The organism is Oscillatoria nigro-viridis PCC 7112, from assembly GCF_000317475.1.
Taxonomy (GTDB): domain Bacteria; phylum Cyanobacteriota; class Cyanobacteriia; order Cyanobacteriales; family Microcoleaceae; genus Microcoleus; species Microcoleus nigroviridis.
The window spans coordinates 6,488,258-6,508,734 of sequence record NC_019729.1; the positions used below are offsets into that span (position 1 = coordinate 6,488,258).

The 20,477-nt window shown below is 45.8% G+C and carries 24 protein-coding genes; 17 read left to right on the forward strand and 7 right to left on the reverse strand.

The features are described 5' to 3' along the window. Nucleotides 1-211 precede the first annotated feature (211 nt). The gene (locus OSC7112_RS41970; protein ID WP_263053559.1) at nucleotides 212-334 is read right to left on the reverse strand and encodes a hypothetical protein; all 123 of its coding nucleotides are present in this window, start codon (nucleotides 332-334) and stop codon (nucleotides 212-214) included. 535 nt (nucleotides 335-869) lie between these two features. Between OSC7112_RS41970 and OSC7112_RS27095 the strand changes: the two genes are divergently transcribed. The 3 genes from OSC7112_RS27095 to grxD all read left to right on the forward strand — a co-directional run bounded on the left by OSC7112_RS27095 (nucleotide 870) and on the right by grxD (nucleotide 2,321). Beyond that, nucleotides 870-1,493, forward strand: a complete 624-nt coding sequence (locus OSC7112_RS27095; RefSeq protein ID WP_015178880.1) for a hypothetical protein — start codon at nucleotides 870-872, stop codon at nucleotides 1,491-1,493. A gap of 42 nt (nucleotides 1,494-1,535) precedes the next feature. After that, nucleotides 1,536-1,796: a BolA family protein gene (locus OSC7112_RS27100; RefSeq protein ID WP_015178881.1), complete on the forward strand. Its 261-nt coding sequence runs from the start codon at nucleotides 1,536-1,538 to the stop codon at nucleotides 1,794-1,796. Between the two features lie 201 nt (nucleotides 1,797-1,997). Next, nucleotides 1,998-2,321 (forward strand): Grx4 family monothiol glutaredoxin, encoded by a 324-nt coding sequence (grxD, locus tag OSC7112_RS27105; protein WP_015178882.1) that lies wholly within the window; start codon nucleotides 1,998-2,000, stop codon nucleotides 2,319-2,321. Between the two features lie 306 nt (nucleotides 2,322-2,627). On the opposite strand, the gene OSC7112_RS42225 is transcribed toward grxD, so the two are convergent. Continuing rightward, nucleotides 2,628-2,747, reverse strand: coding sequence for a DUF6761 family protein (locus OSC7112_RS42225; RefSeq protein ID WP_397319608.1), 120 nt, complete (start codon nucleotides 2,745-2,747; stop codon nucleotides 2,628-2,630). 71 nt (nucleotides 2,748-2,818) lie between these two features. On the opposite strand from OSC7112_RS42225, the gene OSC7112_RS27115 reads away from it, so the two are divergent. Together OSC7112_RS27115 and OSC7112_RS27120 are read left to right on the forward strand one after the other, a co-directional pair. Beyond that, complete coding sequence (locus OSC7112_RS27115) at nucleotides 2,819-3,460, forward strand: IS607 family transposase (RefSeq protein WP_015177359.1); 642 nt, start codon at nucleotides 2,819-2,821, stop codon at nucleotides 3,458-3,460. Then, a complete protein-coding gene (locus OSC7112_RS27120; protein WP_041622580.1) occupies nucleotides 3,460-4,587 on the forward strand; it encodes an RNA-guided endonuclease InsQ/TnpB family protein in 1,128 nt (375 codons plus the stop codon). Before OSC7112_RS27115 ends, OSC7112_RS27120 begins: the two co-directional genes overlap by 1 nt. A gap of 58 nt (nucleotides 4,588-4,645) precedes the next feature. Here the strand turns inward: OSC7112_RS27120 and OSC7112_RS27125 are convergent, their stop codons facing one another. Then, nucleotides 4,646-4,882 (reverse strand): DUF6761 family protein, encoded by a 237-nt coding sequence (locus tag OSC7112_RS27125; protein WP_041622756.1) that lies wholly within the window; start codon nucleotides 4,880-4,882, stop codon nucleotides 4,646-4,648. 593 nt (nucleotides 4,883-5,475) lie between these two features. On the opposite strand from OSC7112_RS27125, the gene OSC7112_RS27135 reads away from it, so the two are divergent. Next, nucleotides 5,476-6,210, forward strand: a complete 735-nt coding sequence (locus tag OSC7112_RS27135; RefSeq protein WP_015178885.1) for a response regulator transcription factor — start codon at nucleotides 5,476-5,478, stop codon at nucleotides 6,208-6,210. A 26-nt stretch (nucleotides 6,211-6,236) separates the two neighbouring features. Here OSC7112_RS27135 and OSC7112_RS27140 read toward each other — a convergent pair whose 3' ends face one another. After that, nucleotides 6,237-6,587: a 4a-hydroxytetrahydrobiopterin dehydratase gene (locus tag OSC7112_RS27140; RefSeq protein WP_015178886.1), complete on the reverse strand. Its 351-nt coding sequence runs from the start codon at nucleotides 6,585-6,587 to the stop codon at nucleotides 6,237-6,239. 263 nt (nucleotides 6,588-6,850) lie between these two features. Continuing rightward, on the reverse strand, nucleotides 6,851-8,218 hold the full coding sequence (locus OSC7112_RS27145) for an aldehyde dehydrogenase (RefSeq protein ID WP_015178887.1): 1,368 nt from the start codon (nucleotides 8,216-8,218) through the stop codon (nucleotides 6,851-6,853). A 327-nt stretch (nucleotides 8,219-8,545) separates the two neighbouring features. Here OSC7112_RS27145 and OSC7112_RS27150 point away from each other — a divergent pair, with 327 nt between their 5' ends. After that, nucleotides 8,546-9,466 carry a glycine betaine ABC transporter substrate-binding protein gene (locus tag OSC7112_RS27150; protein ID WP_015178888.1) on the forward strand — a complete coding sequence of 307 codons (921 nt, stop codon included), beginning with the start codon at nucleotides 8,546-8,548 and terminating at the stop codon, nucleotides 9,464-9,466. 139 nt (nucleotides 9,467-9,605) lie between these two features. Here OSC7112_RS27150 and OSC7112_RS42485 read toward each other — a convergent pair whose 3' ends face one another. Continuing rightward, entirely contained in the window at nucleotides 9,606-9,722 is a 117-nt protein-coding gene (locus tag OSC7112_RS42485; protein WP_015178889.1) for a DUF4926 domain-containing protein, read from the reverse strand. 94 nt (nucleotides 9,723-9,816) lie between these two features. Then, nucleotides 9,817-12,087, reverse strand: a complete 2,271-nt coding sequence (locus OSC7112_RS27160; RefSeq protein WP_015178890.1) for a RelA/SpoT family protein — start codon at nucleotides 12,085-12,087, stop codon at nucleotides 9,817-9,819. Between the two features lie 463 nt (nucleotides 12,088-12,550). Here OSC7112_RS27160 and patD point away from each other — a divergent pair, with 463 nt between their 5' ends. From patD to OSC7112_RS27220, 10 genes are all read left to right on the forward strand, one after another. Next, entirely contained in the window at nucleotides 12,551-12,949 is a 399-nt protein-coding gene (patD, locus tag OSC7112_RS27170; RefSeq protein ID WP_015178891.1) for a heterocyst frequency control protein PatD, read from the forward strand. Nucleotides 12,950-12,994: 45 nt separating this feature from the next. Continuing rightward, nucleotides 12,995-13,582, forward strand: coding sequence for a TFIIB-type zinc ribbon-containing protein (locus OSC7112_RS27175; RefSeq protein ID WP_015178892.1), 588 nt, complete (start codon nucleotides 12,995-12,997; stop codon nucleotides 13,580-13,582). Between the two features lie 355 nt (nucleotides 13,583-13,937). Then, nucleotides 13,938-15,611: a dipeptide ABC transporter ATP-binding protein gene (locus OSC7112_RS27180; protein WP_015178893.1), complete on the forward strand. Its 1,674-nt coding sequence runs from the start codon at nucleotides 13,938-13,940 to the stop codon at nucleotides 15,609-15,611. Nucleotides 15,612-15,737: 126 nt separating this feature from the next. Next, nucleotides 15,738-16,811, forward strand: coding sequence for an RNA polymerase sigma factor, RpoD/SigA family (locus OSC7112_RS27185; RefSeq protein WP_015178894.1), 1,074 nt, complete (start codon nucleotides 15,738-15,740; stop codon nucleotides 16,809-16,811). Between the two features lie 175 nt (nucleotides 16,812-16,986). Further along, complete coding sequence (locus OSC7112_RS27190; RefSeq protein WP_015178895.1) at nucleotides 16,987-17,472, forward strand: GNAT family N-acetyltransferase; 486 nt, start codon at nucleotides 16,987-16,989, stop codon at nucleotides 17,470-17,472. A 265-nt stretch (nucleotides 17,473-17,737) separates the two neighbouring features. Then, entirely contained in the window at nucleotides 17,738-17,944 is a 207-nt protein-coding gene (locus OSC7112_RS27195; RefSeq protein WP_015178896.1) for a hypothetical protein, read from the forward strand. Between the two features lie 374 nt (nucleotides 17,945-18,318). Beyond that, complete coding sequence (locus OSC7112_RS27205; protein WP_015178897.1) at nucleotides 18,319-19,314, forward strand: AEC family transporter; 996 nt, start codon at nucleotides 18,319-18,321, stop codon at nucleotides 19,312-19,314. Nucleotides 19,315-19,512: 198 nt separating this feature from the next. Continuing rightward, nucleotides 19,513-19,887, forward strand: a complete 375-nt coding sequence (locus tag OSC7112_RS27210; RefSeq protein ID WP_015178898.1) for a DUF433 domain-containing protein — start codon at nucleotides 19,513-19,515, stop codon at nucleotides 19,885-19,887. Between the two features lie 121 nt (nucleotides 19,888-20,008). Next, entirely contained in the window at nucleotides 20,009-20,254 is a 246-nt protein-coding gene (locus OSC7112_RS27215; protein WP_015178899.1) for a type II toxin-antitoxin system HicB family antitoxin, read from the forward strand. Next, nucleotides 20,254-20,472 (forward strand): type II toxin-antitoxin system HicA family toxin, encoded by a 219-nt coding sequence (locus OSC7112_RS27220; protein ID WP_015178900.1) that lies wholly within the window; start codon nucleotides 20,254-20,256, stop codon nucleotides 20,470-20,472. The genes OSC7112_RS27215 and OSC7112_RS27220 overlap by 1 nt, the downstream gene beginning before the upstream one ends. Nucleotides 20,473-20,477 lie beyond the last annotated feature (5 nt).

Sequence of the window (20,477 nt, forward strand, 5' to 3'; positions counted from 1 at the left end):
CGTGGAACGGGCATCTTGCCTGTTAAGCGAGAATGGTGCAACATCTCACTCAAATAAACACACCAGGATTAACATTAAAAAATTCTCCCAGCGTCTTAGCTTGGGCTTTGCTAATCGCCCGTTTGCCATTAACCACCTCAGAGACTACTCCTTTTGACGCAATCACGGCCACTAAATCGGCTTGTTTTAGTTCGCGAACTTTGATGAGGTGTCATAGGATATCTCGGGGAGTCGATTCTGGAATTGGGTAATATTTGGCTTCGTATTCTTCGATCGACAGCGCCCAGAGACTCAGTAAAGTTTTTTCTTCTAGAGTTAATTCTTCCTGGGACATTAGGGATGCGACTTCTGCGAGGGCGAGATCGTCATCTTCTTCGTTCAGGATGGGCTTAGGTTGCGATTTCGCCAGCAGTTGACCGTAAGCTGTTCTTTCAATTGGGATATTCGTGGTTCGTTCGATTGTTGAATTAGATCGGGACTTATATCCATTCCGGTTGTATCGGAATGATTAAACCGCAGAGAACACAGAGGATACAGAGAAAGGGAAGAGAGAGATGAATACAGGACGATGCCAACGGATTTGATATTACCCATGAAAACCAAAGAAAGCGGGTTTTCCACCATTTTTAAAGTCTCAAAGGCAGTATTTAGCTAAAAAAACCGGGTTTCTGCGTCCCGGACTAGATTGCCGGGATCTGTCCAATCCCCCGCGATTTCCTTGTTCAATCCAAAATCTCAAATCCAAAATCGATCGCCCACCCTTTGACTTTTCAACAAATTTGGTTTACACTTAGCCGGTTGCGATCGCCAATGGTAAGATCGGCTCAAGCTAAATATTTTTTTAAAGCGCACAGGCGCAAAGTAATTTCATGGTATACTCTGGAACTGTTTGCTGGCTTCGCTCCACTGCCCGGATTACGATCGGGGCGATCGCAGCTTTTACCCTGTTGCAACCGCTCCAAGTCCAAGCACAACAACCTTCTGCGCCAGAGAACCAACCGCAAGTCGAACCTGCCGACGACCCCACAGACCCCAACAATCTCCGCCCTCTGACGCAAGACAGCAGCTTGCTGAGCGTCCAAGGAGGCCAGCGTTTGATGACAGAAGCCAGCAGTGCTATTTCCAATCAGAATTACGCACTCGCCAGTCAAAAACTCCAAGAATCCCGCCAAATTTTCAATCAACTCTCCAACTTCTACCAACAACTGGGTAGCAGTTTTGCCGGAATTGACATCCGCTTGGCCGAAAGCCACCGCGCCAAAGCTGTAGAAACTGCCCAAATGCGCGACGAAGCTACCTATCGGCTGGCGTTGGTACACCGGGCCCAAAATAAGCCCGAACTGGCTGTGCCCCTGCTGATTCAGATTATTCGATCGCAGCAGCCAACTCGCGATTTGGGTAAGAAAGCTTACCAGCAGTTACTGGAATTGGGTTTTGTGGATGCGCCCTTTCCCCGGCCTGCCAGCAGTCAGCCGAGCTCATCGAAAAAATAGTTCCACTAAAATCTAAATTACAGCCGTTTATCAGAGAAACCAATGGTTACACCGTCTCAAGTAGCAGAAATGATTCAGGCAGGGTTGCCCGACGCTAAAATACAAGTTAACGATTTGACTGGCGGTGGCGACCACTACCAGGCGAGAGTAATCTCTGCCGCTTTTGAAGGAAAAAGCCGAGTACAGCAGCACCAACTGGTTTACGGCGCTCTCAAGCAGGCAATGGCTAGTGAAGCCATCCACGCTTTGGGCTTGGAAACCTTAACTCCCGCAGAATGGGAAGCTAAAAATCAAGTTGCTTAACTGTTGAATTGCAAGTTGATATCACAAGTTGGTGCTGGTGTCAAGAGTTGGTTGAAATACAACTGCTCCGCTTACGCACAAAAACCACAAAAACCCGGTTTTTTTACCGGAATCTATGGCTGTAACGAAAGATTTTCCTAAAAAACGCGGTTTCTGCGTCAGTCAACGTTGAAAAATTTTCAAACAATATTAGGAGCTACAATGAGTACAACAGCACATCAAAGAATTGACGAGTTGGTTAAGCAAAACAAAATCATGGTGTTTATGAAGGGCAATAAGTTAATGCCCCAGTGCGGTTTTTCTAATACTGTGGTGCAAATTCTCAATACTTTGGGAGTGCCTTACAAAACTCTTGATGTTTTGGCCGACCAGGAAATTCGTCAAGGCGTTAAAGAGTATTCCAACTGGCCGACAATTCCCCAGGTTTATATCAACGGCGAGTTTATTGGTGGCTCGGATATTATGATCGAGATGTATCAAAAGGGCGAATTGCAAGAAATTGTAGAAGTGGCTTTGGCTTCTTAAATTAGACAGAAAAAACATATCCCCCACTTCTTAAAGAAGTCGGGGAAATAACAGAAATTGCGTTTTACGTGCAATTAGGTTGATTTACTTAATTATTCGTTACCAGGCAGAGCCTGGGAACCCAATGCGGTCGGCTCTGCCTCCAATTTTTATGCTCCCAAAGCAAGGCAGAGCCTCTGGACATCGGTTTCCAGACGGAGCGAGGGAACCCGTTAAAATTCCCAATTCCCAATTCCCAATTCCCAATTCCCAATTCCCAATTCCCAATTCCCAATTCATCAAGGGTTTATCAAACCAATTTGCTATTTAATAGTAGTCTGCTTCAGTTTGGGTCTGTGGCATTGCAAAATTGGAGGGGTCGTGAATGTAACGCGCTGCTTCTTCCTCTAGTCTGTGAATCAGATAGGGTGAGGCGCTGAAATAGATTTCTTAGACAGGTATTGACATTCTTCCCGGATTGGGTAACTATTGAGTTGTAGTATTAGAGGTAAGCAACTTTGGAGACTCAATCAGACGTGACACTCTCAATCGGGGAAGCGGCTAAGGAGCTTGGTATTTCGACAAAGACGCTGAGACGCTGGACTGATGCAGGCAAGATTAAGTTTGAGCGCTCTCCCACGGGACAGAGACGCTTCTACCTTACCGATATCAAGCGAATTACTCCCAGAGACTTAAACCAGGCAGACGATCGAATCACTATCAACTATGCCAGAGTTTCTAGTCATGACCAAAAAGAAGATTTAAAGCGTCAAGCTGCTGTTTTGGAATCGTTTAGCGCTGCCAATGGCTGGCAATTTGAAACAATTCAAGACTTAGGCTCTGGACTTAATTACAAGAAAAAAGGACTGACAAAACTACTCAAACGAATCATGTCCGGTGAGGTTGGCAGACTTGTTGTTACTCACAAAGACAGGCTTCTAAGGTTTGGTTCCGAGTTAGTTTTCGCAATGTGTGAGGAATTTGAATGCGAGGTAGTAATAGTCAATAAATCGCCGGATGAATTGAGTTTTGAACAGGAATTAGTTCAAGATATGATTGAATTAATTCAGGTTTTTAGCGCTAGACTTTATGGCGCTAGAAGTCACAAAAACAAAAAACTGATTGATGGTATAGCTAAAGCAGTGGAGGACGTAAAATAATGCTACTCAGTTTCAAGACGGAATTAAAACCTAACAATAGACAGGTGACTCTATTCCGTCAACACTGTGGAGTAGCCAGACACGCTTACAATTTTGGCAATGCTATTATTCAGGAAGCTTTACAACTTAGAGAGGCTGATAAAACAATCAAAATTCCCTCTGCTATTGACTTGCACAAACGTCTAGTCGCTGAGATTAAACCAGCTAATCCCTGGTATTATCAAAGCTCCAAAGCAAGTCCACAACAGGCTCTGGCAGAGGTAAGGACGGCATGGGATAGATGCTTCAAAAAAGTCTCTAAACAGCCTAGATTCAAGAAGAAAGGCAAGTCTAAAGACAGTTTTTATCTTGAGCAAGGCACTAAAGCAAAACCTGGTATCAGCAATGATGGTAAGCGAGTTAAACTCCCTAAAATTGGTTGGGTGCGATTGCACGAACCTCTCCCCATTACGGCTACTCATAATTGCGTAATTAGTCGCACTGCCGACAAATGGTTCATAGCCATCAAGTATGAGATTGAACAGCCACCAATACCTCTAAATCGCCCCTCTATTGGTGTTGATATTGGTATTAAGGAATTAGCTGTCACCAGTGACGGAAAGGTTTTTGCTAACCCCAAAGCTTACCGCAAAATGAGTAAGAAAATGAAGCGATTGCAGCGCTCTGTTAGTCGCAAAGTTAAAGGCTCAAAGAACAGAACTAAGGCAGTTAGAAAGCTGGCAAAACTGCATTCTAGAATTTCATTCATCCGCAAAGATGCTATTCATAAACTCACCAATCATCTCGCTAAAAACCACAGCGTGATTAAAATTGAGAATTTGAACGTCAAAGCATTTTTGAAAAATCACAAATTGGCGGGTGCGATTGCCGATTGTGGAATGTACGAATTTAAGCGACAACTTGAATATAAAACTGAGAAATTTTCTAGTCAGTTGATTTTAGTTGACCGCTTCTTTCCTAGTTCTCAAATCTGTTCAAATTGTAGGAATCACCGCCACAAAATGCCATTAAAGAATCGAGTCTATGTATGTCCTGATTGCGGTCATACAGAGGACAGAGACTTGAACGCAGCTAAAAACATTGAGCGATGGTTTGAAGGAATTCACATTCCGATTCGCTCAGATTAAGTAAGTCAAACGGTAAGCTCTACCGAGATTGCCTGTGGAGTAGGCAAACCCTCAGAAGTCATTCTGAGACTACGCTGAAACAGGAAGTAAACACTAAAGTCCAAAACTTTCGAGCAATGGGTAGCTTTGGGTAAGTTTTATAGAGCGGTTCCAGACTGTTGGAATGCCGCAGGGCTGCTAAATAACCGTCTAAGTAAAGCCGCAGGTCATCAAAGCGATAACCTCTATTCCACATTTCGACGAGGGCGTCGGTGAGTTTTTGGTAGTGCCGGATTGTTTGGGTGTCTTGTAGCATGGTGAGGTTGAAATCCTTTGTGGTTTGTATAATGACGGCGGGATTTAGGAATGGCCTCGATTGATGCTGAGTGGCTCAGCTTGAGGCTATTTCTAAATAAAAGTTTTTACCCTGCTCAACAGGCTACCCTCCATAAAAAATTTCACTCGTTGCAAAGCAATTGCTCGACTTTGTGCGCGCACCTAGATAATTCGCCGTGCGTTTAATGCAGTCGGGATTTTGCTGAATTTTGCGGTCAAAGTGGCTGAGTGTTCCGGCTACCGAGCGAACGGTTGGAGGAATTCTAGTTTCACTTGCGCGATTTGTCAACCTCCTGGGAGTGGGGGCTGGGTCGGGGGGTTCGCTTTTAGCAGGCGGTTGGGGCATGGGATCGATCGTCTTTACACTGTCTTATTTTCATTGTAAGCTCATCGCCAGAATGATCTAACCTTTCTGCAGGCTGACCCTGCCAAATTAACCCAATCTTTAAAATTCCTACCCTAGGTATGTCCGCTGCTGTAAATGCAGCTCATGCTTGAGTAGCGATGGTTACAAAAGCTTGACAAAAGCTCTGTTAACCTTGTAGCAATTAGTGATATGGGAAGCTCGCCTCTGTGGAATCTGCAAGTATTTCAATTGTTGAAGGGAATCCGCACCTGCGATCGCTCTTGGGCTGGCATCTACAGCAAGTCGGTCACTGGGTGCACCAGTCAGCGGATATCAGTCACGCTAGGGAAATATTTTTCAGCCGCCAGCCAACCCTAGTCATTCTGGATGCCCAATTGCCCGATGGGGACGGTTTGGAATTTTGCAACTGGCTGCAACAGCAGCAGCAGTCGCTGATTTTGATGCTGTCGGCGCGGAATTCGGAATCGGATATTGTTGAAGGTTTGAAGGCGGGGGCAGACGATTACCTGACTAAACCCTTTGGGATGCAAGAGTTTATGGCGAGGGTGGAAGCTCTGATGCGCCGCAACCGCACCATGATACCGCCGGCGACGCTGGAGTGCGGGCTGCTGAAAATTGATTTGGTGCAGCGCCGAGTCAGGTTGTACGAGGAACATATTGAGCTCACTCCCCAGGAATTTAGCCTGCTGTACGTGCTGGCTCAAGCTGGAGGAGTGCCGCTGTCGCGCTCGGATTTGCTGCGTCGGGCCTGGCCTGATGCTATTGATAACCCCCGGACGATCGACACTCACGTACTCTCTCTGCGTAAAAAAATCGAAATCGACCCGCGACAGCCGAGCCTAATTCAAACTGTACGGAATGTTGGCTACCGACTGAATCTAGAGTTGTTGAATGGGAATCAACGGCATTCTTCGCTGGTACCCGGAGCTGTGAGTTCTTAGACTGCGATCGGGCTATAAGTCTGATTTTATTTCGGGAATTGATTGGCGATCGCATCGGTTTTCGCCGCCATAATAAAATCATTCCGGTGCAGTCCAGAAATCGCGTGAGTCCACCAAGTAACGGTAACTTTTCCCCACTCGGTTAACAGTGCGGGGTGATGTCCTTGGGTTTCTGCTACTTCGCCGACGCTGTTTGTAAAGGCGATCGCAGTTTTGAAATCCGGGAATTTGTAGGTGCGTTCTAATTGGGGAATGCCATTTTTTTCGATAAAATTCCAGTCGGGAATTTCAGGTTTGAGCTGGACAATTTCGTATGCTGTGACGCGGGGAGAGTTTGGGCGGCAGGCTGCACAGCGTTCTTTTGCTAAAGGTTCCATAAATTGCTTGTTAGCGAGAAGATGCTAAAAGATATTATAGACATTTCTAATGTGAATTATTTTGGATGGGGCAACAGTCATTTAGGAGTGACGTAGAGATTGCGATCGAAACCGTTCCAAAAACAGATGAGCAATCATTTAAAATTTATGGAAATAACCGTTCACCGTGGAATCGCTTAACCGATAAGATCGGGAAGGGGCGGGTTGATTTGGCTATCCGATCTTGTAAACGTTAGCGAACCCGCCCCTCCAAGTGCGATCGCTCAACCGATCATTTTCTTAATCAAATCTAACTTGCCTTTATAGGGAGCGTAGCGCCATTTTAAGTCAAGTAAAAATGACTTTTGCAGCACGCTTTTTTGATGCGAAAAAGTGTCAAAACTTGCTTTGCCGTGATAGGTGCCGATGCCGCTGTCGCCAACTCCGCCAAAAGGTAAATCTGTTACTCCCACTTGCATAACCGTGTCATTGAGACAAACTCCCCCCGAAGAAGTTTCCCGCAAAACTCGCTCTTGTTTCTCTTTATTTTTCGAGAACAAATACAAAGCTAAAGGTTTGGGACGGGCGTTGATTTGGGCGATCGCCTCCCCGAAATCCTCATACTCCAAAACTGGCAAAATCGGCCCGAAAATCTCATCCTGCATCACAGGCGCATCCCAGGAAACACGATCTAAAACCGTCGGTGCAATATATCTATCTTCCGGCTTAACTTCCCCACCGACGACAATTTCTCCATCTTTGATAAACGAACTCAAACGGTCTAATTGCCGCTGGTTGATAATCCGCGAATAGTCGGGACTTGTTTGCGGATTATCGCCGTAAAATTCGTGAATTGCTGTTTTAATTGCCTGCATCAAATCGGGTTTAACTTTTTGATCGACTAACAGGTAATCGGGAGCGATACAAGTTTGACCTGCATTGATGAATTTGCCCCACGCAATGCGTTTAGCCGTGTATTCAAGGTAAATGTCGGAGTCTACAATGCAAGGACTTTTGCCGCCTAATTCCAAGGTGACAGGTGTCAGGTGTTTAGCGGCAGCTTCCATGACGATTCGACCGATTTTAGTGCCGCCTGTAAAGAAAATGTGGTCGAATTTTTCCGCTAATAATTGTTGGCTGATTTCGACTCCTCCTTCGACGGCGGCTACGTAGGCGGGATCGAAGGTTTTGGATATCATGTCGGCGATAACTGCCGACGTGTGCGAGGCGATTTCCGAAGGTTTGAGAAGTGCACAGTTGCCGGCGGCGATCGCCCCGACTAAAGGTGATATCATGAGCTGAAATGGGTAATTCCAAGGCCCGATGATTAAAACTACGCCCAAAGGTTCAGGGTAAATGCGGGCTGATGCTGGGAATTGATCGATCGAAGTAGGCACTTTTTTCGGCTTTGCCCACGATTTAACATTTTTGATGGCATAATTAACTTCTGCGATCGCAGCAATTTCAAAATAAGCCTCGTACTCCGGCCTGTTCAAATCAGCCTTGACAGCATCCACAATCCGTGATTGATTGGAAACGATCGCACTTTTAAGTTTTTTCAGTTGTTCGATCCGAAAATCCACATCTTTCGTTTTCCCAGTCGCAAAAAATTGCCGCTGCTGCTGGATAATATCGCTGACGCTGATTACCATCTGTTGTCCTCCATGTCTATAAATAAATGTTACAATAGTAAAAGGAAAGTCGGGTAAAGTGCGGGTGTAAAAAAAATCTACTCGTTGCGGGCCGGAAGAATTAGGATGATTGAACTGCTTCGAGGTGCGTTTGGCGAAGCCGTTCCCGAAGGGTAAAACACGAAGCAAGAATTAGGAAGAGGAAGAGAAGAAGTAGGTATCTTGCGAGATGTCAGCGGTGCTAATCCTAAAATCTTAGCAGCAGTTGCGGATTTTGCCTTTACAAATGATTGAGAAATGCTATAAATTAGAAGCTGATAATTGTGTCACTAAAAAATGAGTTCGCTTATGAAAATATCTAAGAAAGATTTTTTTTTCTATTCCTGCTGGCTGCTTTGCTTGCTTGCAGTAGCAGGATGTACCTCTAAGCCCAAAAAGCAAGTTGTCATCTGCTCGAAAGACTTTACCGAACAAGTCATCCTCGCAGAAATTTTAGCACGCCATATCGAAGCTAAAACAGATATCAAAGTAGAACGCGAACTGAATCTCGGAGGCTCGCTTTGCCATCAATCCCTAACAGCAGGTAAAATCGACTTGTACGTCGAATACACGGGGACTGCTTACACCAACCTGCTCAAACAGAAACCGATTTCTGACCCCAAAAAAGTCCTCGATTACCTCAAACAAGAATATCCCAAACAGTTTAAAGCAGAATGGACGGAACCGCTGGGATTTAATAACAGTTTTGCGATTATTATGCGGGGAGACGAGGCCAAAAAACTCAATTTACAAACTCTCTCGCAACTTGGGAAAGCTGCACCTAACCTCCGGGCTGGTTTCGGTCCAGAATTTAACGAGAGAGAAGATGGATTTCCCGGATTGGCTAAAACTTACGGGATTAAGTTTCGAGAAGAACCGAAGGAGTTGCTGTTAGGATTGCTTTATCAAGCGCTGCAACAAAAAGAAGTAGATGTGATTGCTGGTAATACGACGGACGGTTTGATTCAAAGTTTGGGTTTAGTAGTTCTCAAAGATGACAAGAACTATTTCCCGCCCTACGAAGCAGTTCCGGTTGTGCGATCGCAAATTTTGGAAAAATACCCGGAATTGCGTCAAGTGCTCGCAGAATTGGGCGGCAAAATCTCCGAGGAAGATATGCGCCAACTGAATTATCAAGTTGATAAAAAACAGCAGGAAGCCGGACAAGTAGCCCAGGAGTTTTTGCAGCAAAAGCTGGGCGTGTCAAAGCCAGTCGCTCTGGCGAAATAAAGGGTTTGAATTTTATTATATTCCCACGTCAACTTAATTGGCAAAGCTGCAAAACAGAAGCTTTTATAGGTTCAGTTTGGGGCTCGGCAAATTCAACTGTAATTGCTTCGACATTCAAACCCTCTAAGCTATAACCGTATTATTGATTTTCCGGCATGGGGGACTTCTCAACAATAGTGCCTGTAATACCTTTTCTTAGATTGTATTTGGGGATATTTTCGCGCAATGCTACCTGTGAAAACAGTGCAAATTTCATTGCGGCTTAGAGGATTTTAGATTTGAGATTAAACAATTAGGAACATAGGATAAGGTGCGCGGGGCGCACCCTAGCATACAGTTAGGCTATCTTCTTAAGTCCCTTCACTGATCCGGCGCAAATTCAAAATATCGCTCATCTTTTTAATTTGCATACAAGTGCGCTCGAACTGTTGTTTATCCTGGATATCCATGCACAAGTCAATTAAGGCAGGCAATCCGGGATATGTTTTGACTTGAGCGCTGCGGACGTTTACTTGGTTGTCTTTCAAATGGGATAAAACATCATTGAGAACTCCCACTCGATCGAGGGCTTCAATTTGAATGTTAACCGGATAAGTGTTAGGTCGAGATTCATTGCGGTTGCTGGAATTCCAACTCACAGGAACCAAGCGATCCCCAGGTACGCTCTCAACATTTGAACATCCTTGTCGGTGAATCGAAATTCCGCGAGTGCGAGTCACAACTCCAATAATTGATTCCCCAGGAATCGGACAGCAACAGCCGGCTAAATGGTACAGCAATCCCTCTACACCTGCGATCGGCGATTTGCTCGGAGACGAACTCGGTACTGGTTTCGGTGTCGATGCAGGTATTAGCTGGGGCAATTCCTGTCCTCCTGCGGGAGCAGCTTCAATTTTTTGCTGCACTTTGATTAAATCTCGCAGTCGATTTACTACTAGATTTAGGGTGACTTCGCCGTAGCCCAAACCGGCGATTAAATCTTCGACGCTGTGGTAGTTGCAGCGCTGAGCCACCGATTGCATGGGTTCAGATTTCAGCAAAGATTCTAAGCCGTTTTTACCTAATTCTTTTTCCAGCAATTCCCGGCCGCGAGCGAGGTTTTCATCTCGGTGCGATCGCTTCAACCACTGGCGAATTCTGTTTTTTGCTCCGTTTGTCTTGACAAAATTCAGCCAGTCGGAACTCGGATGACCGTTTTTTTGGGTCAAGATTTCTACAATATCGCCGTTCTTTAAAACCTTATCTAGTGTTACCATTCGCCCGTTGACTCTGGCACCTGTGCAGTGATTGCCAATTTCTGTGTGAATGCGGTAAGCAAAATCTACGGGAGTCGAGCCGCTATTGAGAGCAATCACGTCTCCGTTAGGAGTAAAAACGTAAATATCTTCGTCGAATAAGTTGTCCTTAATGCTTTGTAAATATTCGCGATCGTCTTTGAGGTCGCTTTGCCATTCTAGGAGTTGTCGCAGCCAAGTAAATTTTTCGTCGTCGCCGGTGACTGTTGTGTTAGAACCGCCAGTTTCTTTGTATTTCCAGTGCGCGGCAATGCCGTATTCTGCAATGTGGTGCATTGCTACGGTGCGGATTTGCACTTCGATGGGGCGGCCGCTGGTTCCGATTACTCCGGTGTGCAAAGATTGGTAGCGGTTGGCTTTTGGTAAACCGATATAATCTTTAAAGCGGCCGGGAATCGGGCGGAAAGAATCGTGGACGATCGCCAAAGCCCGATAACAGTCATCATTGGTTTCTACTATGATCCGCACCGCCGCAATATCGTACACTTGGTTAAACCCTTTTTGGCGGCGCTGCATCTTCGCGTAAATCCCGTACAAATGTTTGGGACGGCCGCTAACTTCATAGCATTTAATGCCTAAATTGTCAAGCCGTTCTCGCAAACAATCGGTGACTTCTGCGAGTTGAGTTTCTCGATCGGCGCGCTTCACCGCCACCAATTCCTGAATTTCGCGGTAAGCTTCGGGTTCCAGGTATTTAAACGCTAAATCTTCCAATTCCCACTTAAAGCGGCCGATACCCAAACGGTTTGCTAGGGGAGCAAAAATATCTCGGGTTTCTAGGGCAATACTGCGCTGCTTTTCTTCGGACAAATGCTCCAAAGTCCTCATGTTGTGCAGCCGATCTGCGAGTTTGACGACAATGACGCGAATATCTTTAGCCATTGCTAGGAACATTCGGCGGAAATTTTCCGCAAGGCGCTCTGTTTTGCTGGAAAAATTAAACTTAGAAAGCTTGGTGACACCTTCAACCAACTGTCGCACTTCGGCGCCGAACCGCTGTTCTATTTCTTCGAGAGTAATATCTGTATCTTCAACAATATCGTGGAGGAAGCCGGCGGCAATCATGACGTTGTTGCCGCCCATATACCGGAGTATTCCAGCGACAGCTACCGGATGGCAAATGTAAGGTTCTCCAGATTTGCGGTATTGTCCTTCGTGCAAGTCGCGGGCAAATTCAAAGGCCCGACAAATTAAGCTGTCGTCCGTGGAGCAATTCTGGTTAGGGCCGCCATCAGGCTGCGATCGAGCATTCAGGCATTCTTGCAGCCAATCGGGAACTACAGCAGGATCGATCGAAGGAGAGGGAGTCAGAGTGTTCGCGTTCATGGGGTACACCTTTAAAACTTAGAAATACAAATGGTTAAAAGCCGGTTTCCGGTTGAATTGCCGAAATTATGTGTTTAGCTATACTAAACTAATTGAATGCCACAATTTGCAATTCAAAAAAATAGTCGATTTTTCTCAAACTATACCTATGTAATCCCGAGTCGCCCCCCCCTCGTAGGTAGGAAAATATAGTGACACCACTGCCGCCGCCGCAGTCTGTCGATCGGGGAAAATCGGGTAAAATAAGCATATTTTGGCGGTAGCAGTTGAGGTTGCGGGGGATCGGCATTTACCGGCAACGCTAAACTAAAAGCAGCAGCCAGAAGGGTAGAGTCAGGGCAGCAAATCCAAAAAAGTTCTCAAAAAACAGGGAATTGCTCCAAAAACGCACGGCTTCCCTCCATATGAGCAAACTTAAGTAAGTATCTACTTTGATTATAAATACAAATTTGTTTACAAAATCATGATATTGTCCGAAGACCGCCGCCAGTGCTACCAAGAATTACAGCGAGCACTAGAACAACTACAAAGAACTGCTGCACAGGATAATCTGGATCGGGCCGCGCTGGCGATCGAATACACAAAAGTGCAACAATTTTTCGGAAACCAAATTATGAAAGCCGAAAGCGATGAGTTAGACGCCTCAGAAACACCCCCAGAGCAGTCCTATTTGACGGAAATTCACAAGCAACTGCGGTTATTGGGGACAGATGTCACGTTTTTGCAAGCGTCGCGCCAGCCAGCGACAGCAGAGGCGAGGCAAACTGCGACGATCGCGCGGCTCAACACGCTAATTGGCTACTGTGGCGCGCTGCTGCAAAAAAATTCTGGTTCTTCAGGGCCCGCCCAGATACAGAATTAATAATTGAATTAACAGGGAATTAATAAGGCAAGGAGAAATAAAGCGGTGGAATGTCCAAAATGCAAACATCCCAATTTAGAAGGCGGTACCTTAGCCGGCAGCATGTCGGTGCAGTGGTGTCCGAACTGTTACGGTATCTGGATTCCAGGCAGAGAATACGAAGCTTGGCAGAAAGAGCAGAACCAGTGGTACAACAAATCTCAGAAGCCAGAGGCGACGACAGGGACTCTCGGCATAGAATTCACCCCGTCAGTCTACGACAGCAAAGCAGCGCTGTGTCCCGAAGACGGTCACTATCTGTCGCGGGCGAAAGTTCCTTTCAGCAGAGTGCCCTTTTACATAGAGCGCTGTATGTTGTGCGGGGGCATTTGGTGCGATAACGGCGAGTGGGACATTCTCGAAAGTCTCGGATTCTACACCGAGATTGACAAGATGTTTTCTCCGAATTGGCAAGCTAAGGCCCGCGTGCAAGAACTCGCCTCTCGGGAACGTCAAGTGCTGACTGAGAAGCTGGGGCCGGATATCGCCGGATATGTGTTGGAACTCGCGGAAGTTTTAGCAGACCATCCTCACGCAGATTGTGCCGCTACTTACATACTGCGGAGAGCTGAGTTGAAGCGAAGGGAAATTTAGTCAGTTGATGGTTGTCAGTTGTCAGTGGTTAGTTGTCAGTAGTCAGTTGTCAGTTATCAGTTATCAGTTGCTCGGTGAATGATGTACTAATAAAAGCTTTGTTTGTAGCTATTTTTATTTGTATTTACAAACAGCAGCTCAGTCTCTTGCCAATAACTAATAACTCTGAAACACTAAGAAGTAACAGCCAGTATATTGACCATTAAATAACAAATAACAACTGACAACTGACAACTGACAATCAAGCATCCACGATACAAGCCCCCGAATTTATCCGTGGGGTTAATGCTTTAATTATTTAATCTAAAATCCAAAATCTAAAATCTAAAATCGATTGACTAAGGACTAAGGACTAATGACTAATGACTCTTCTCTATTTTCCGTTGACAATCTGCGAGTAGCTTATCCTCAGCGGCGAGGCCAATCCGGTTGGGCCGTTGACGGGGTTTCCCTGACGCTGAAACCGGGGGAAAAGCTCGGATTAGTTGGGGAGTCTGGGTGCGGTAAGTCAACTTTGGGAAGGGCGGCGATGCGGTTGCTGCCGGATTCGACGCTGATTGAGGGGCGAGTTAGTTTTGCTGGAGAGTCGGTGTTTGATATGAATGCTTCGCGGCTGAGACGGTTTCGGGGCGAAGCTGTGGCATTGATTTTTCAAGATCCGATGACTCGTCTCGATCCTTTGATGACTGTCGGGGAACACTGCATCGAGACTTTGCAAGCTCACAGACCGAATTTGGATCGCAAGCAAGCTAAGAAACGGGCGATCGAAACTCTGGAATCTGTGAAAATTCCCGCGTCCCGCTGGTCGCAATTTCCCCACGAATTTAGCGGCGGAATGCGGCAAAGAGTAGCAATTGCTTTGGCTCTTTTGCTCGATCCCAAATTAATTGTGGCGGACGAACCGACTACAAGTTTGGACGTAACTGTAGCTGCTCAGATTTTGCAGGAATTAACCAGACTTTGCGAGGAACGGGGAACGGCTATTTTGTTGATTTCTCACGATTTGGCGATGGTGGCCGAGTATTGCGATCGCATTGCGGTGATGTACGGCGGTAAAGTCGTAGAAACAGGGCCGGTGCAAAACGTTTTTGAAAAGCCGCAGCACGAATATACTCGATCGCTCCTCAAAGCAGCTTTGCACATTCAAGCCGATTCTGACAAAGGGTTAGCATTCGAGGAAATCAGGACTGAAGTCGTTACTGCAAACTTAACAAATTCGCCTCTTTTGACCGTAACGAATTTGCAGCAACACTACAGTTTAGAAAGCAATTTATTAGATCAGTTGTTTTCCAGGAATCGCCAGGTAATTAAAGCAGTAGACGGCGTTAGTTTAGAGCTAGAACGGGGAGAAATCCTAGGGCTGGTGGGGGAGTCCGGCTGCGGCAAAAGTACCTTGTCACGCACGATTTTGCAGCTAATTACCGCGACTGGCGGCAAAGTGGAATTTCAAGGAATAGATATAACTGCCCTGAACCGCGATGCTGTGAGGAAGCACCGCCGCGAAATGCAAATGATCTTTCAAGACCCCCACGCTTGCCTGAATCCGATGATGACTGTCGGGCAAAGTATTGCTGACCCTTTGTTGATTCACAAATTAGCTAATGGCAGCGAAGCGAAAAAACAAGTAATCCAAATGTTAGAGCGGGTGGGTTTGAGTCCAGGGGAGGATTTCTTTCGCCGCTATCCGGGGGAATTGTCAGGAGGACAACAGCAGCGAGTTTCGATCGCCCGCGCTTTAATTACTCGCCCGCAACTGATAATTTGCGACGAACCTGTGAGTATGCTGGATGCCAGCGTGCAGACTCAAGTTTTAGAGCTGATGTTGGAGTTGAAGCAGGAATTTAATTTGACTTATCTGTTTATTACGCACGATTTGTGGGTGGCGAGATTTTTTTGCGATCGTATTGCGGTAATGAATGCTGGAAAAATTGTTGAAATCGGTAAGACTAGGGATATTTTTACTAATCCGCAGCACCCTTATACTCAGCAATTATTGCAGGCAGCTCCTTTACTGGCTCGAACTCAATAGAAAGGTATAAAATTGGGGCCATCTAATGTCGGTCACGGGATTCTAGATGGATTTCGGAAATTTCCGGTTAAATTCGTTAAAGTTAAGGGATACTTTTCAAATCATTCCACCGACACCAAGCACGATATGGCAGAATCTGACCTAGGCAGTTTTGCGGTGGCACCCGAAGCCTTATTCGCGATCGCACAAGATGAAGACACCGAGAGCGATCGTCCCACGGTAACTCGGTCGTCAGCATACAACAACTGGTCTGCCGACGATCCAGTGGGAGCTTTGTTCAAAGAAATGGCTCGGTATCCTCTACTGACAGCAGCCGAAGAGGTGGAGTTGGCGCGCCGCGTTCAAGAATTGGTAGCCCTGGATGAACTAGAACAGCGTTTGCAGCAGGAATTAGACAGAGTGCCGACAAAAGCTGAACTCGCAGCGGCTTTGGGGATAAGCGAAACTCAACTGCAACAGCTTCGCCACCAGTGTCAGTCGGCGAAACGGAAAATGATCAGCTCAAATTTGCGCTTGGTAGTTTCGATTGCCAAACGCTATCTCAATCGGGGCGTGCCTTTTCTCGATTTAATTCAGGAAGGAGCTTTAGGTTTAAATCGGGCCGCCGAAAAGTTCGATCCGGAGAAGGGTTACAAGTTTTCTACCTATGCCTATTGGTGGATTCGCCAAGGAATTACCCGGACAATTGCCAATCAAGGGCGGACGATTCGCTTGCCGGTTCACATTGTCGAACAGTTAAATAAACTCAAAAAAGTTTATCGAGATTTGAAGCGTTCTCTTCAACGCAATCCAACTGAAACTGAACTTGCTAGAGAAATGGAAGTTAGTTGCGAACACCTTCGCTACCTCCAGCAAGTACGCCGCCAATCTTTGTCTCTCAACCACCGCATCGGCTCAGAAGAAAGTTCGGAACTTTTGGATGTTCTCGAAGATAACGCGACGCAATCTCCCGAAGCTCAGATGAATGAGATGATGATGCGCCAAGATATTTTGGAGGTGTTGGACAGTATTTTGACTGAGCGGGAAAAAGAGATTGTTGCTATGCGTTACGGTTTGCTGACCGGCGAACCTTACACTTTAGAAGAGGTCAGCAGTTTGTTCAATTTGTCCCGCGAACGAGTCCGTCAAATTCAAAATAAGGCAATGCGAAAGCTGCGCCGCCCTCAAGTGACGGAACGATTGAAGGGCTGGTTGAAATAAGCTAAAAAACATTGAGGTTGCATTTTGAAAAATCTTAAAATTATTGTGGGGGACACTCCCACCCCGCCATAAATATGCTGATTTTAGGTGGAAAAACTTAATTAAAAATTACCAATTAAAAATGTCTTGATGTGGTATTTTTAATTGTTGATTGTCGCGTACTACTTACTTATTTATGTCTTCTGAGGTAATTTTGCGCCCCGCTACCCGCGCCGACGTGCCGGTGCTGTTTGATTTGATTAAAGCTTTAGCTGAGTACGAAAAATTATCTCATGCCGTTACTGGCAATGCGCTTGATTTGGAGCATCATTTGTTTGGCGATCGACCTTTTGCTGAAGCGATTTTAGCCGAGTGTGAAGGTCAAGTGGTGGGCTGGGCGCTGTTTTTTTACAATTATTCTACTTTTTTGACTCAGCCGGGAATTTATTTGGAAGATTTGTTCGTGCTGCCTGAGTTTCGAGGGCGGGGAATTGGCAAATCTTTGATAGTTTATTTAGCGCAGTTGGCAGTAGAAAAAGGCTGCGGGCGTTTGGAATGGAGTGTTTTGGATTGGAATGAATTGGCGATCGGATTTTACAAGGGCATCGGTGCAGATGTGATGCCCGACTGGCGGATTTGCCGGGTTGCGGGCGAGTCTTTGGCAACTTTGGCATCGAAGTAATTCAGGGCGGGCTCGCGTGCCCACCCCACAAAAAATTTATCTGTTGTGGCACAGGCATCTTGCCTGTGTGTGGCACAGGCATCTTGCCTGTGTGTGGCACAGGCATCTTGCCTGTGTGTGGCACAGGCATCTTGCCTGTGTGTGGCACAGGCATCTTGCCTGTTAAGCTAAAATGCCGCACTCGGGTTAATTAATACCTACCTACTTAATTGACAGAAATATAGGAAAATTTAGAGAAGAGTTAAGTTAATTGGGAGAGTAGATCGTGATTATTTGGGTAAACGAGCAAATCGATCCGTCGGGCATTCTTTATTCTTGCATTGCTTGTTGCGATGAGACTCAAGCGAAGGATTGCCACGAATCTTTTGAGCAGAATTTGACGGCAGAGCAAAAACAGCAGGGCTGGGTTGCTACCTTGCGGACTGTTAGTTCTTGGGATGAGGTGCCTGTTAATGCTTTGAAATTGAATTAATGAGTGCAAGTCATCAGCAGCTTTAGTCTCGCCCTGTTTCCGTTCGCTCGAAGCTGCAGGAAAACGTTGCACGTCTGTTCGTCCAAGGCAAGATAAATCGATCGCACATTGGTCAAATTAACAGAGGTTTTGTGAAACTGAAGGCAAAAATCTGCAAGCATTTGGGGCTGCCAGTCTGAGGATTGTGCCTTGCAAGGTGCGGGAATTTGGGCGGAAATTTTCGGGACTGCTGTGCTGCGAACACGCTAGGACGAAAAAGCGTGCAAGTGCAATTCTCTTCGAGGGCTCCGCTAACGACAATTCCCATTTCTTAAACTGATTTTAGCATTACTATTAATAGATAGAGGCATTTCAAATTGTCTTGTTAAATTTTTATGATTGAAACCTTATTTCACGCTTATACGCCTCTAGTTATCTGGACGGGCTTGGGACTGCTGCTGTTTCGGTATATCCCAGTTGATTTTCCCAAGCTGCTGAGCCACTTTCTTTTCTGGATTGGGATACCGCTGCAAATTCTAGTTTTAGCCCGTCAGAGCGATTTTTCGGGTGCTGTGGGATTCACGCCGGCGATCGCCCTATTCGTGTTATTTCTGAGTACGAGTTGTGCTTGGCTGACTTGGGTATTATTGCGTAGGCTGAGTGCGGCCCACATCAAAAAGCCCTATTTTCAGGGCAAAAATTCTCTGGTGAATTTATTTCTATTAAATTTTAATTCCCTGAAGCGATCGAGCGAAGGGAGTTTTATCCTAGCTGCGATGTTAGGGAATACGGGCTTTGTTGGATTAGCAATCACCCTGTCTATCATCAGCACCGATAACAACAACTGGGCTGTCTTGTACAGCGTCACTAACAATGTTATTGGAACTTATTTTTTCGGTGTATTTATTGCTAGCTATTTCGGGAACTCCGAGCCAAAAAATCACAGGTGGACTCTGATCCGGGACGTGCTGACAGTTCCCGCCATCTGGGCATTTTTAATTGGTTTTTCTACTAGAAACATCCCCCTGCCCGAGACAGTGGAATCGGGATTGCAGACTGCTGTTTGGGTGGTAATTGCCAGTGCTTTGCTGCTGGTTGGCATCCGGCTGAGGTCTATTAAGAAATGGGAAAGTTTTGAACTGGCGTTAATCCCGTCGCTGTTAAAAGTGGTAATTGTGCCGGTGCTGATCGGATTGGGTGCTAGTTATTTCGGATTGAGGGGCGATCCGAGGTTGGTGTTGGTCTTGATGTCGGGAACGCCCACAGCTCTTTTCGTGCTGATTTTAGCAGAAGTCTACGAACTCGATCGCGATTTGTTAGCTAGCAGCATCGCCATCACTTCTGTCGGGTTGCTGTTGATGCTTCCGCTGTGGTTAGCTGGGTTTAGTTGAAGTTGGAGGATAGCGTAGGAGTTAGAAACCGGGTTTCTTCACTAAATCGGGCGTGAGAATTCCAAGACGATCGCAGAAACCCGGTTTCTTGGATTTGGATCGCGTTACTAAAACAGGAAATAAACCCAACACTAATGATTGTTGCCCGACTTTTGAGAGTTGGTATAATATAGAAATAACTTCAAGGAGGTTATAGGTATGACAACCATATCCGACGAACAAACAGCTATCATCCGTACAGAAAGAGGACTGACGATCGCAGGTACGCGCATCACCCTCTACGACATCATGGACTATGTGACGGCTCAATATCCGCCTAAGTTTATCAGGGGATTGTTTGACCTTACAGAAGAACAAATTAATGCGGCTTTAGCTTATATTGAGGCCAATCGCGCTGATGTTGAAGCTGAGTATCAAATGGTTCTTAAGGAAGCTGAGGAACTTCGGCTGTATTATGAAGAAAAAAATCGCGATCTCATTGCCAGAATTGCCGCCCAGCCACCAAAACCTGGAACCGAAGCTGCATGGGAAAAGCTTCGAGCAGCTAAGGCAAAACTTGATGCTAAAGCATAATTTTTTTGCTAGATCGTAATCTCAACGGACACGCCCTAATTTTGTTTGGCTCTATTGCTAATCAAGGTTGGCTTGATATCATCCCAATTCGTTTTGTCACCTTAAAGGAGATTGCTTTAATATGTTAACTAAATACATCCAAGCTGCCATGAAGCAAGCTAAGTATGAAATTTTCCCTGATGATGGGACTTTCTACGGAGAAATTCCTATCTGTGAGGGAGTCTATGCAAATGCTGTAAGTCTCGAAGCTTGTCGAGAAGAATTGCAAGAGGTATTGGAAGACTGGATTTTACTTAGTCTCACCCTGAAACTTCCTTTACCTGTCCTTGATAATATCGACCTTACAGTTACCAAGGAAGTTGCCTGATGCCTCCTTTAAAACCAGTCAAACGTCGAGACTTAATTTATTATCTGAAACAACTGGGATTTGACGGCCACTATTCGGGAAAAAGGCATCAGTTCATGTTGAAAGATAACCTTCGCATTACCATCCCCAATCCTCATCAAGGTGATATCAGTGCCAACTTTTTAGCTAAGATTTTGCGACAGGCTAAAGTTGATATTAGTGATTGGGAGAACCTCTAATTTGT